Source organism: uncultured Veillonella sp., assembly GCF_934230905.1.
GTDB lineage: Bacteria > Bacillota > Negativicutes > Veillonellales > Veillonellaceae > Veillonella.
On the sequence record NZ_CAKQFJ010000016.1, the window covers coordinates 12,610 to 25,306 of the forward strand.

The 12,697-nt window shown below is 36.5% G+C and carries 10 protein-coding genes; 1 reads left to right on the forward strand and 9 read right to left on the reverse strand.

Annotated elements, in window-relative coordinates:
* Window positions 1–42 precede the first annotated feature (42 nt).
* From gmhA to Q0E20_RS05795, 9 genes are all read right to left on the reverse strand, one after another.
* The gene (gmhA, locus tag Q0E20_RS05755; RefSeq protein WP_005381034.1) at window positions 43–612 is read right to left on the reverse strand and encodes a D-sedoheptulose 7-phosphate isomerase; all 570 of its coding nucleotides are present in this window, start codon (window positions 610–612) and stop codon (window positions 43–45) included.
* On the reverse strand, window positions 612–1,538 hold the full coding sequence (locus Q0E20_RS05760) for a dipeptidase (protein ID WP_295997570.1): 927 nt from the start codon (window positions 1,536–1,538) through the stop codon (window positions 612–614). Before Q0E20_RS05760 ends, gmhA begins: the two co-directional genes overlap by 1 nt.
* 9 nt (window positions 1,539–1,547) lie before the next feature.
* Window positions 1,548–2,021 (reverse strand): transcriptional regulator NrdR, encoded by a 474-nt coding sequence (gene nrdR / locus Q0E20_RS05765; protein WP_005379058.1) that lies wholly within the window; start codon window positions 2,019–2,021, stop codon window positions 1,548–1,550.
* Window positions 2,022–2,356: 335 nt separating this feature from the next.
* The gene (locus Q0E20_RS05770) at window positions 2,357–5,803 is read right to left on the reverse strand and encodes a pyruvate carboxylase (RefSeq protein WP_295997573.1); all 3,447 of its coding nucleotides are present in this window, start codon (window positions 5,801–5,803) and stop codon (window positions 2,357–2,359) included.
* Between the two features lie 292 nt (window positions 5,804–6,095).
* Window positions 6,096–7,394, reverse strand: a complete 1,299-nt coding sequence (locus tag Q0E20_RS05775) for a M18 family aminopeptidase (protein WP_295997576.1) — start codon at window positions 7,392–7,394, stop codon at window positions 6,096–6,098.
* Window positions 7,395–7,536: 142 nt separating this feature from the next.
* Window positions 7,537–8,937 carry an anion permease gene (locus Q0E20_RS05780; RefSeq protein ID WP_295997579.1) on the reverse strand — a complete coding sequence of 467 codons (1,401 nt, stop codon included), beginning with the start codon at window positions 8,935–8,937 and terminating at the stop codon, window positions 7,537–7,539.
* A gap of 92 nt (window positions 8,938–9,029) precedes the next feature.
* A complete protein-coding gene (locus tag Q0E20_RS05785) occupies window positions 9,030–9,863 on the reverse strand; it encodes an Mrp/NBP35 family ATP-binding protein (protein WP_295997581.1) in 834 nt (277 codons plus the stop codon).
* Window positions 9,864–10,052: 189 nt separating this feature from the next.
* The gene (locus Q0E20_RS05790; RefSeq protein WP_295997583.1) at window positions 10,053–11,246 is read right to left on the reverse strand and encodes a PLP-dependent aminotransferase family protein; all 1,194 of its coding nucleotides are present in this window, start codon (window positions 11,244–11,246) and stop codon (window positions 10,053–10,055) included.
* Between the two features lie 45 nt (window positions 11,247–11,291).
* Complete coding sequence (locus Q0E20_RS05795; protein ID WP_295997585.1) at window positions 11,292–12,029, reverse strand: TVP38/TMEM64 family protein; 738 nt, start codon at window positions 12,027–12,029, stop codon at window positions 11,292–11,294.
* A 195-nt stretch (window positions 12,030–12,224) separates the two neighbouring features.
* Here Q0E20_RS05795 and Q0E20_RS05800 point away from each other — a divergent pair, with 195 nt between their 5' ends.
* Complete coding sequence (locus Q0E20_RS05800) at window positions 12,225–12,617, forward strand: thioesterase family protein (protein WP_295997588.1); 393 nt, start codon at window positions 12,225–12,227, stop codon at window positions 12,615–12,617.
* Window positions 12,618–12,697: the final 80 nt, after the last annotated feature.

Here is a 12,697-nt window from a genome sequence, read left to right on the forward strand (position 1 = left end):
AGGTCCCCTTTCAAGAAATCTAAGATTTCTTCCCTATCTCGATTAATAATCTTCTTCAATAAGTTCGCAAATGATATGTCCCGCTAAAATGTGCATTTCTTGAATACGCGCCGTAACAGTGCTAGGAATAGCTAGTGTAAGATCGCATAATTCTGCCAATTTACCGCCGCCTTCACCGGTGAAAGCAATCGTGTGCATCCCCGTATTTCGTGCCATTTCCACAGCTTTCACAACATTTTTAGAATTACCCGATGTAGAAATACCGATAAGTACATCCCCAGAACGGCCTAACCCTTCAACTTGACGCGCAAACACTGCATCATAGTCATAATCATTGGCAACAGCTGTCAAAATAGATGTATCTGTAGTAAGTGCAATGGATGCAAGAGAACGGCGTTCTTTTTTAAAACGTCCAATAAGTTCTGCTGCAAGATGTTGAGAATCCGCAGCGGAACCACCATTGCCACAGAATAAAATTTTATTGCCACTATTCAAAGCCACAATGCAGCGATTAGCAATTTCTTGAATAACATCCATCTGATCCATTGTTTTACTAAACACATCAAGATGGTCTGTAAATCGATCCGCAATGATTGGATTTATATCTGTCATTATAAAATCTCCTTTAGTAGGCGATCCGCGTTTTTCCAAAATAATTTTTCCGTTTGTTCTTCTGAAAGCCCGGCGCCTCTAAATGCATCATACAAGCGATGCATATCTGAAATATCCTCAATTTCTGTATTTGGCTTAATACCATCAAAATCGGTGCCTAGAGCTATTACATCTTCGCCACCCTTATTGATGATATACAATCCGTGCTTAACAATATCATCGATGCGACTAATGGGTGAAGTCCCTAAGAAGGATTGAGCAAAATTCAAACCTATAACGCCACCCTTTTCACCAATTAGACGAATCAAGTGGTCAGGCAAATTACGACGATGAGCTGTCACTTCTCGTGCATTAGAATGAGATGCAATAAAAGGCACATCAAGAATATCTACTAATTGTTCTGTTCCTCCATCATTAAGATGAGAACAATCAACAATCATGCCTAATTCTTGCATCCGTTCCACAAATTCAACGCCTGTTTTAGTCAATTTCTTATGCGGATCACCCGTATTAGGTTCCCCTAATTCATTAGGATAATTCCAGGTCAATGTAATAAGTCGAACACCATCGGCATAAGCCTTATCTAATTTAGCAAGGTCACCACCTAGTACACCGCCCTCTTCAATGGATAATAAAGCAGCCACTTTATGGTTTTCATAACATGCTGCGATTTCATCATAAGAGCGCACATGACTGATATAATCACCATATTTTTCTATCTGACTATCAAACAATTGGCGCATAGATTCATATCTACCATACGAATCATCTTGTTCTTCTAAGTCTACAAATAATGCAAAATCCTGCAATCGACTATGTCCTTTAATAAGACGCTCAATATCAATTTTCCAGTTATTAGAAAATAAATCACCATCATGAGGGTGGTCGATTAATTGCATTATCGTATCACAATGTAAATCAATCATATATTCACGCTATTTCTTTGCTTTTTTAGCATCTAATTTTTTTAATGCTTTAAGTTCAGCCATAAAGCTGTCAATATTATCAAACTTACGGTATACAGAAGCAAAACGTACATAGGCAACTTGGTCAATATCTTTTAATTGTTGTAGTACAAGTTCACCAATACGATCTGTAGAAATCTCCTGATTTACTTCATTGCGAATGTCTCGCTCGACATTATTGACCACTTCTTCCATAACGGACATAGGCACTGTTCGTTTGTCACAAGAACGCAACAATCCATTTAACAATTTACCACGGTCGAATAATTCACGGCGACCATTCTTCTTTGCTACCATGAGTGGTACTTCTTCGATGATTTCATAAGTAGTAAAGCGGCGTCCACAATTAATACACTCCCGACGACGACGGATACTGTTTCCTTCATCTGTCGTTCTTGAGTCTGTTACCTTCGTGTCTGTATGTTGGCAATAAGGACATCTCATTAGCTAATACTCCTTTTCTAATCAATCAGCATTCCTGAAAAAGGCAGAATACACCTATTTTCTTATACCTTATATACTACCATATTTAGTAGGAAAAGTACAAAAAGAACCATATAATGCTACTTAATAGTACTGACTTGTCTAAATCTTTTTCATTTAGTATACTGTTATTAATCATAAACTGACTAACACTCACTTGTCCGCTCGATTGGACGTTATTGACTGTTAGTTGGTTTATTTTTTGTTATATGATAAAATTTAGAAAGTCCCCCATATAATACAAAGGAGTATTATATGGGGGACTTTTATGCACTTACGTGCTAAATCGTATGAAATTAACGTTTAATAGCATCTTGAACGCGTAACAAGCAATCACCAGATTCGATGCGGCTACCTTCACGAACAAGAATTTCTTCAACAATACCGTCGATAGGAGCTGTAATTGTAGTTTCCATTTTCATAGCTTCTGTTACGATTAATGGTTCACCTTTAGTCACAGATTGACCCTTCTTAACGAGAATCTTAACAACGGAACCGGACAACGTAGCACCAATTTCACCAAGGTTAGATTCATCAACTTTACGACGAACAACACCAGTTGTTTTAGCATGTTTATCATGAACTTTAATAGAACGTGGTTGGCCATTGAATTCAAAGAGAACGATGCGATTACCATCTTCATCAGGATCAGATACACCATTCATCTTAATAATTAATGTTTTACCTTTTTCAATAGTAACTTGAATTTCTTCACCACGTTTCATACCAAAGAAGAATGTTGGCGTATCTAATACAGATACATTACCAAAGTCTTTAGTAAATTTAGTGTAGTCTTTGAATACTTTAGGATACAAGCAGTATGCACTTACATCTTCATCAGTTGTATTAGCACCCATTTCGTTTAGTTCATTACGAACATGTTCAAAATCAGTTGGAGGTAGCACAGCACCAGGACGAACAGTAATAGGGCGAGCACCTTTCAAGATGATTTTTTGAAGTTTTTCAGGGAACCCTTGATATGGTGTACCTAAATGACCTTCGAAGAATTCTACTACTGATTGAGGGAAATCAAGAGTATCACCTTTTTCATAGATATCTTTTTCAGTTAAATTATTTTGTACCATGTACAATGTCATATCACCAACAACTTTAGAAGAAGGTGTTACCTTGATGATATCACCAAACATCATATTAACTTGGTGATATACTTTTTTAATGTCTGTCCACCGATCACCAAGTCCAACCATTTTAGCTTGTTGTTGCAAGTTGGAATATTGACCGCCTGGCATTTCATGTTGGTATACTTCTGTGTTTGGATATTTTTCAGCTTTATCAACGCCTCTGTAGTAAGGACGAATACTACCAAAGTAATGAGACATTTCTTCCATGTAGTCAATGTTCATTTGTGGTTGACGTTCAGTACCAGCTAAAGCGTAATACATAGAATTCATGCTTGGTTGGCTAGTGCCATTAGCAAATGCAGAATATGCTAAGTCAATAACGTCAACACCAGCATCTACAGCACGTCCATAAGAATAAATTGTATTGCCAGAACCTTCATGAGAATGCAAGTGAATTGGCACTGTTACAGCATCTTTTAAAGCAGATACTAAATTGTAAGCAGCTTGAGGTTTCAACAAACCAGCCATATCTTTAATAGCAATAATATTAGCGCCCGCATTTTGCAATTCTTTTGCCATTTTTACATAGTAATCAAGATTATATTTAGGACGATTGCTATCGAGGATATCCCCTGTATAACATAACGCAACTTCAGCAATCTTATTTTGATTACGCACTTCATCAATAGCTACTTTCATGTTTTCTAAGCCATTCAAGCTATCGAATACACGGAATACGTCAATACCATTTTTAGCAGATAATTGAATAAAGTTACGAACTACATTATCTGGATAAGATGTATAGCCAACAGCATTAGCACCACGAATCAACATTTGAAGCAATGTATTAGGCACTTCTTTGCGGAACATACGCAAACGTTCCCATGGGTCTTCATGCAAGAATCGATAAGATACGTCAAAGGTAGCACCGCCCCAACATTCCAAGGAGAATAAGTTTGGTATACCTTTTGCAACCGCACCAGCTACGCGTGCCATATCAATTGTACGTAGACGGGTAGCAAATAAAGATTGGTGCGCATCACGCCATGTTGTATCTGTAAAGAATACTTGTTTTTGCTCAGATAACCATTTACTGAATCCATCTGGACCTAATTCATCAAATTTTTGTTTTGTGCCAGGTGCAGGTGTTACATCTAATTTAGATGGTAATTGCATTGGTGCAAAGTCAGGTACTTCTTGAGGACCAGCACCGGAGTAACCGTTGATTGTTGTATCCGCAATATAGCGAAGCAATTTAGTACCACGGTCACGATCTGGTTTTAATTCAAACAATTCAGGATGATCTTCAATAAAGTTAACCGTGTAGTTACCGCTTTGGAATTCAGGATTTTCAAGAACGTTAATCAAGAAATGGATGTTTGTTTTAACACCACGAATACGGAATTCTTTCAAGCAACGAAGCATTTTACGAATCGTTTCTTCATTGTTAGGACCGAATGCAGTTGCTTTTACGAGCAAGGAATCATAGTAAGGTGTTACTACAGCACCTGTGAAAGCATTACCGGAGTCTAAGCGGATACCAAAGCCGCCGGAACTACGATATGCCAAGATTTTACCAGTGTCTGGCATAAAGTTATTCTTTGGATCTTCTGTAGTAATACGACATTGAATAGCTGTACCTTTACAAGGAATTTCATCTTGTTCAGGAATACCAACTTCTGGGCTATGTAAATCATAACCTTCAGCGATGCGGATTTGGGAATGAACAATATCGATGTCTGTAATCATTTCTGTTACAGTATGTTCTACTTGGATACGAGGGTTAACTTCGATGAAATAGAAAGAACCATCAGCAGTTACCAAAAATTCAACAGTACCAGCATTGACATAGCCAACATTTTTCATGACTTTAACAGCTGCGTCACAGACACGTTTACGAGTTTCTAAAGGCAATGCAAAAGCTGGTGCCATTTCAACAACTTTTTGGTGACGACGTTGTACAGAGCAGTCACGTTCATGTAAATGAACAACATTGCCATGTTCGTCACCTAAGATTTGAACTTCAATATGTTTTGGTTCAACGATAAGTTTTTCTACGTAAACATCGTCATCCCCAAATGCAGCTTTAGCCTCAGATTTAGCTCGATCATAAGCATCGCGTAAATCTTCTTTGCGGTGAACTTCACGCATACCGCGGCCACCACCACCATTTACAGCTTTAATCATCAATGGATAACCATGAGTTTCGGCAAACTCTTCCAATTGTGCAAAATCACGCAATGCACCATCAGAACCAGGAATTATTGGGATATCCGCCAATTTTGCTTGCGTACGTGCATTAACCTTATCACCAAACATATTCAAATGTTCTACATGAGGTCCGATAAAAATAATACCTTCTTCGCCACAACGTCGAGCAAATTCTTCGTTTTCAGACAAGAAACCATAACCAGGATGGATAGCATCAATATCATGTTCCTTAGCAATGCGGATGATATCTTCAATATCTAGATATGCATCAACAGGTTTTTTACCTTCCCCAACCAAATATGCTTCATCAGCTTGGTTACGGTGTAAAGATAATATGTCTTCTTTAGAGTAGATAGCTACTGTTTTAATACCCATTTCATTACATGCACGAAATACGCGGATTGCAATTTCGCCACGATTGGCTACTAAAACTGATTTAATTTTCTTCATAATTACCTCCTACCGAGTCTTATCGAATGATAGATTGCTTTGCATTGATATACATTTTTTACATGTATATCAAAATACATGTTTTAATTAAATACTTATCACTTTTTTTGATATCCGATTATGAATCAAATATACTTATATTATACAATAAATTTCAGATATTAAAAGCACTAATCATCAATATAGTTATATTTATAAATTATTTAAATCAATATAGAATTTCTTCTATTCATCATTTTTTCATATGTATTTTCACATATATCAATTTAAAATGAGATTATATTTATGTAATTTATTCATCACCTAAGAAATGTTGCATTAAATGATTCAATTGTTCCTGATCTCGAGCCCCCATTGTTTCTACAGCAGAGTGCATCGCTAATAACGGCAATCCTATATCCATGGTCCGCATTGGTAACATGGCCGATGAAATAGAACCCACAGTTGATCCGCCCGGAATATCAGACCGATTAACATAAATTTGGTATGCTACACCTACTTCTTCACATAGACCTTTCACAATCGCAATTGCTCTAGCATCACCTGCATAGGATTGACTACATGCTTGTTTTAACGTTACACCTCCATTGAGAACAGGGAAATTCGTAATATCATTTTTCTCTGGATAATTTGGATGCAATCCATGGGCTACATCAGAAGAAATCATAAAACCACGAGCCACATCCATATCCATATCATCACGACTTAATCCCAAACTACGATATACACGTTCTAATAAGTTTGGTAACAACATACCAGCTCCACCTTGTTTAGTACGGCTTCCGACTTCTTCATTATCAAATAAAATAGCACAACGAATGCCGTCTATTTGGTTTTTCTTTGCCTCTACAATACCAGCAAGAATACCAAAACAAGATGTCAAATTATCTAGCCGTGGAGAACTAATAAAATCAAAATCAGTTCCTACTAATATACCATCTGTTACAGGATAGAGTGTAATTTCATAAGACAAAATCTCAGATGGATCATAATTAATTTCTTCTGCTAAAAATTGATTCCATACCTCCACCTCGGGTTTTGTCGTATCATCATTGGGCTTCATCATAATGATTGGAAGCATTTCTTTTTGACGATTTAATGCTACCCCATCATTAACATTGCGGTTCATATGAATGGCTAAATTAGGAATAATGGCGATTGGACGTTTTGTATCAAACAAAACGGCATCAACATCATATGGATTTTCACCCTTTAAAACGACAGTACCTGCTGCACCTAAAGGCCGATCTAACCATGTATTTTGTATTAACCCACCATACATTTCAACATTAAGTTTGGTATATCCCTTCACATCAGTAATAGGATTTGGTTTTACACGTATAGCAGGAAAATCTGTGTGAGCCGATGCAATTCGTAAAGAGTGCCGATAGTCTTCGCCAACATGAAAAGCAAATAAAGTAGTGCCATATATGTTTACAACATAATTGCCAGACGTCAAGGACCATAGCTCCTCCAAAGATAGCTCTGTAAATCCTGCATCTAATAATAACTGTAAACTTGTATCTACCGTATGATAGGGAGAAGTACATCCTTTGATATATTTTATTAAGTGAGGATTATCAAATTTCATATGACCTCCTTCTCGATGATTCAATGTAAATAGTTATATAGATTATAAAATATATAATCTACTGTCATTGTATCATAAAAACGCCGTCCCACAAGGAACGGCGTCATGTATACATAAACGTATAGATATATTAAATTATAAATTACCACATACCAATAGCTTTCATCCAAATAGAACCTAGTCCCATAAAGATAATCAAGTTAATTATAGAGGCAAAGAAACCAAGTTTCCACCATGTATTTTGAGGAACATAACCGGTGTTAAAGATTACAGGAGATGGACCTGCAGCATAGTGAGTCAAAGACATACACAAGTTAGATGTAAATGCAATCATCAATAATGTCAACATTGGTGGCGCACCAGCAGAAATTGCAATTGCGGAAAATGCTACAAACATTGCAGAAATATGCGCGGTTAAGGATGCAAACACATAATGTGAATATGTATTAATAAGAACAGCAATAACAAAGGCTATAATCCAAGAACCTTCTGGAATATAACCACCTACAAGAACTGTGGCCCATTTAATAAAACCAAGTTTAGATAAGAAACCAGCAAAGCCCATCAATGTTCCCATCCATACTAATGTATCCCAAGCACCCTTTTCACTTTTAACATCGTCCCAAATAAGAACGCCTGTAGCAAGTAAAATAGATATACCTAAAAATGCAACCGTAGTAGCATCGAGTTGAGTAAATTGAGATGTTGCCCATAATATTAAAGCTAAAACAAATACACCAAGCATAACCCATTCTTGGAAAGACATTTTACCAAGACCTTTTAACTCTTCCCGAATCATTTGTTGTGCTTCACGTGCATCTTTTATTTCCGGTGGATATACTTTATAAATAAAATACGGCATAATAATCAATGCAATAATACCTGGAATAATGGCTGCCATAGCCCAATCTCCCCAAGTAATACCAATGCCAAAAGATTGAAGTGCTAATGCTGCAACTAATGTATTACCTGCCATAGATGTTTGAAACATAGCAGATGTAATTGTATTAACTTGGTAAATTGATTGCATCAAGAAAGAGCCAATTTTGCGTGGTCCCGATTGTGGTTCAGACCCAAACGCTTTAGCCAAACTTGTTGTAATTGGCATGATAACGCCACCTACACGAGCCGTGTTGGAAGGTGTTGCCGGAGCCAAAATTAAATCAGATAAGGCTAAGGCATACGCTAATCGTAAAGAACTACTACCAAAAGCTGAAATCAAATTATAGGCAATACGTTTACCTAAACCTGTTTTAATAAAACCACGAGAAAATAGGAAGGCACCTACAATCAACCAAATTGCTGAGTTTGCAAAGCCAGAAATAGCTTCCCCAATTTTTAAAGTACCGGTCAAAGCAGCTACCGTAATAACAACAATAGAAACACCACCAATCGGTAGTGGCTGAGTAATAAAGCCTACAATAGTAGCAACAAAGATGGCAAATAAATGCCATGACTGAGGTGTTAATCCCTCAGGTGTTGGAATAAACCAAAGGACCAAACCAAAGACCACTGGAATAATCCAATTTAATAGTTTTTTCATACAAATACCTCCTACATAGGAAAAAACTAAATTATATATGAAAAAAAGCTGTGCATCTCAAAGTATGCACAGCTCTCATCATCCTATAAATCCTATTCCGGTAAAGATACATCCTCTAAATTGGTTTTATCAATAGATTCAATATCTCCTTTATCGCAGAGATTTGCGATTGTTGGATCAATCGGCAAACGGCTCAACAATAATAGACCATATTTTTGAAGGATTTCTTCGATGTGGCTTTCACCAAAGATTTGATAATCCTTTCCATTATCTGGGCAATGGAAGTAAGAATAGTTTTCCACTACACCGATAATAGGAACTTGCATTAAATCAGCCATTTTAACTGCTTTTTCCACAATCATGGATACTAAGTCCTGAGGAGATGTAACAATAATAATACCGTCTAGTTTCAAAGATTGATATACGGTAATCGCTACATCGCCTGTTCCTGGTGGCATATCAACAAATAGATAATCAATATCTTTCCAAATAACATCAGAATAAAATTGTTTAACTACATTACCTAAAATAGGACCACGCCATAATACAGGATCTGTATCATTTTCAAGCAAAAGATTAACAGACATTACATCAATGCCATATTGCTTAGTTTTAACAGGATACATACCAACTTCATCAGCATAGGCTTTTTCTTTGAGCCCAAACATCTTAGGGATGGATGGACCAGTTATATCAGCATCCAAAATACCAACTTTATAACCTTTACGAGCCATCGTTAACGCCATCAAGCTTGTAACGGAAGATTTACCTACACCACCCTTACCGGATACGACACCGATAACATGTTTAACAGAACTCAATTCATGCAATGGAGCCGTCATATCTTGAGGCTGTTGTGCACCACCGCAACCTGCGGATTTAGATGGACAACTATTACAATCACTACTGCTGCTACCGCAACCCATAATCAGCACCTACTTTCTTCAAGGACTTTCCTCAATACTATATAGTTAGAAAATTATTATCACATTGTAAATATAATGAATGGTAAAAGCACTTAATACAAGCTAATATACCATATATCTACATTGTTATTGTATCATGGTATTTTAATAATTTTCAATATACATATATGCTTTACATATTCTAAAAATTTATTCGCCACAATATTCTTTTGTCAAAGCACAAAGAATTTCCATACCCTTTTCAATTTCTGGAATTGTTGGAACGGTATAACTTAAACGGAATGCATGACCATTTTCTACACCATCTGCGGCAAAGGCACCACATTTAATAATCCCCACATTTTTATTCATACACGCTTCAAAAAATTCGTCACAATCAACTGAATCAGGCATAGTCATCCATGCAAACATACCACCTGTAGGTTGCGTAAGATGAACTTTTGAACTAGCCTTTTCTTTAAATACACGCATCATAGCATCACATTTAGATTTATATACTTTGCGTACATTTTCCAAATGTGCATCATAATCAATATGGTCTAGTACATGAGCTACTACCTTTTGCGTAACCAAAGGCATTTGACCAGCTGTATTATTTTTTAGAGACTGAATAGTACTGATAACATCTTCTGGCCCCAATAAGAAGCCAACACGTAAACCTGCTGATAGTGTTTTAGAATATGATCCTGCATAGAGGACACGATTTTCTGTGTCAAAAGATTTAAATGTTGGGATATGTTCACCGGCAAAACGAATTTCACCATATGGGTCATCTTCATAGATAAACAAATCATATTTCGATGCTATGGCGTAAATCTCTTTGCGACGTTCTAGTGGCATGGTAATGCCTGTTGGGTTTTGAAAATTTGGAATCAAATAAATATATTTGCCTTTTCCAGATTTAGCTGCTTTTTCAAGTTCACCTGGAATCATACCGAATTCATCGGTTTTAATGCCGACTGCCTTAGCCCCCATATTGCGTACAGAATTAATAGCGCTTGTGAAAGTATAATCATCCATATACACTTCATCACCTGGTTCACACACGGTAATTGGCACTAAGCCCAATAGCTGACCAGCCCCATTAGAGATGATTAAACCTTGACCTTTTAAATTCATATGGTGAACTTCTGATAAACGTTTTAAGGTCAATTCTGCCAAACGTGCATCCCCTTGCATTGGACCATATTGTAAAAGTCCCATAGGGTTATCATGAACGATAAAGTCAAAAGCATCTTCGATGACTTTCACGGGAATTGCCTCAGGTGCAGGATTACCGATACCAAAACTAATAAATCCCGGAACACCTACACCACGTTCAAATACTTCACGAATGAAATTAGGCCCTTTCAATATGACACGATTAGGAAGTGAAAAACTCATAAAAACTCCTCTTTTATAATTAATAACATAAAATTATAATTTTTACTAAGCATTGGGATCATGTTCTCGTTCAGCTTTATGCTTGTTAATATACCTCTTATACACTTTCCATAAAAGAAAATATACAATACCAGCAATAATTACGATGATACCAAGGCGTCCCATATTTTCTTGAAAATTGACAATATCAGTACCTATGGCAACTTCAAGAGCTGTAGATGGGAATTTACCAATTAAATTTGCCACGATATAATCTCGAGGCTTTATCTTACTGATAGCACCTAATGCAGTAATAACGCCAGATGGAAAATACGGCAATGATCTAGCGAATAACATGACTACAAACCCGTTATTACCCGAAAAATCATCAACTTTCATTAGTGTAGTACTCTTAGAAATCAGTTTATTAGCTGCATCTCGCAAGAAATACCGCATAATATAAAAACTAATAACAACACCAATAGTTTCAGCAAGCCAAGAAATAATAATGCCAGGCCACATACCAAATACCAATCCGTTAGCAGTAGAAATAAAGATAGATGGCAAAAAACCTACTGCATTAACAAATATATCAAGGAGCATACTTACAATCATAGCCATAGGGCCAAAACCTTGTATATACTCTGCTATCTCTTCCATAGATCCACTCGTTGCAAGATGACACATAGTTGGATAGAATGTAGGATCCAGAATATTTATGATAACAAGTAAGACTACAAACAATATACCTGCTATTAGTTGTACAAATCCTTCACCAGAAGGAGAAAATTTACGTGTTTTCATAGTTACCTCGTTTAATTAAAACTAGTACTATTATAGCACGGATTCTATAGACTCCACATAAATAAGTCATTAGACTCCACATAAATAAGTCATTTTTTAGAAAATAACAAATTTTCTATAAGAAAATTAGCATATACAATTACAAGAGTTGTATAATACAAGTACATTCTAATTCATTACGAAAGAAGGTATAGTATGATACAAGTTGGTCAATCCGCTACAGCAACAGTTACAGTTTCCGAATCTAACATTGCAAAAACAATGAAATCAGGTGCTCTTGAGGTATTTGCCACACCTGCTATGTGTGCATTGATGGAAGAAGCTGCCCAAGCAGCAGTACAATCAGAATTAAATGATGACGAAGGCACTGTAGGTATTTCCCTATCAATTAGCCATGATGCTCCATCTCCTATAGGTGCTACAATTACAGCTACCGCTACAGTAACAGCTGTAGAAGGTCGTAAAATCTCATTTACAATCGAAGCATCTGATGGTATTGGTATCATTGGTAAAGGTACACATGAACGATTCGTCATTAACAACGAAAAATTTATGACTAAGGTCGGTGCACGAAAAGCATCAAACTAACAGATATAATGTAACTAAACTTATTAACTAGAAAAAGTCCTCCACAATCATCTGATTATGGAGGACTTTTTACATGCTAT

What these genes read in the sequence shown, in the direction of transcription:
- Q0E20_RS05795 (WP_295997585.1), bottom strand. Translation starts at nt 12,029, where the DNA reads ATGAAAACACGTAAATTTTCTCCTTCTGGTGAAGGATTTGTACAACTA.
- Q0E20_RS05770 (WP_295997573.1), bottom strand. Translation starts at nt 5,803, where the DNA reads ATGAAGAAAATTAAATCAGTTTTAGTAGCCAATCGTGGCGAAATTGCA.
- Q0E20_RS05785 (WP_295997581.1), bottom strand. Translation starts at nt 9,863, where the DNA reads ATGGGTTGCGGTAGCAGCAGTAGTGATTGTAATAGTTGTCCATCTAAA.
- Q0E20_RS05800 (WP_295997588.1), top strand. Translation starts at nt 12,225, where the DNA reads ATGATACAAGTTGGTCAATCCGCTACAGCAACAGTTACAGTTTCCGAA.
- gmhA (WP_005381034.1), bottom strand. Translation starts at nt 612, where the DNA reads ATGACAGATATAAATCCAATCATTGCGGATCGATTTACAGACCATCTT.
- Q0E20_RS05775 (WP_295997576.1), bottom strand. Translation starts at nt 7,394, where the DNA reads ATGAAATTTGATAATCCTCACTTAATAAAATATATCAAAGGATGTACT.
- Q0E20_RS05790 (WP_295997583.1), bottom strand. Translation starts at nt 11,246, where the DNA reads ATGAGTTTTTCACTTCCTAATCGTGTCATATTGAAAGGGCCTAATTTC.
- Q0E20_RS05780 (WP_295997579.1), bottom strand. Translation starts at nt 8,937, where the DNA reads ATGAAAAAACTATTAAATTGGATTATTCCAGTGGTCTTTGGTTTGGTC.
- Q0E20_RS05760 (WP_295997570.1), bottom strand. Translation starts at nt 1,538, where the DNA reads ATGATTGATTTACATTGTGATACGATAATGCAATTAATCGACCACCCT.
- nrdR (WP_005379058.1), bottom strand. Translation starts at nt 2,021, where the DNA reads ATGAGATGTCCTTATTGCCAACATACAGACACGAAGGTAACAGACTCA.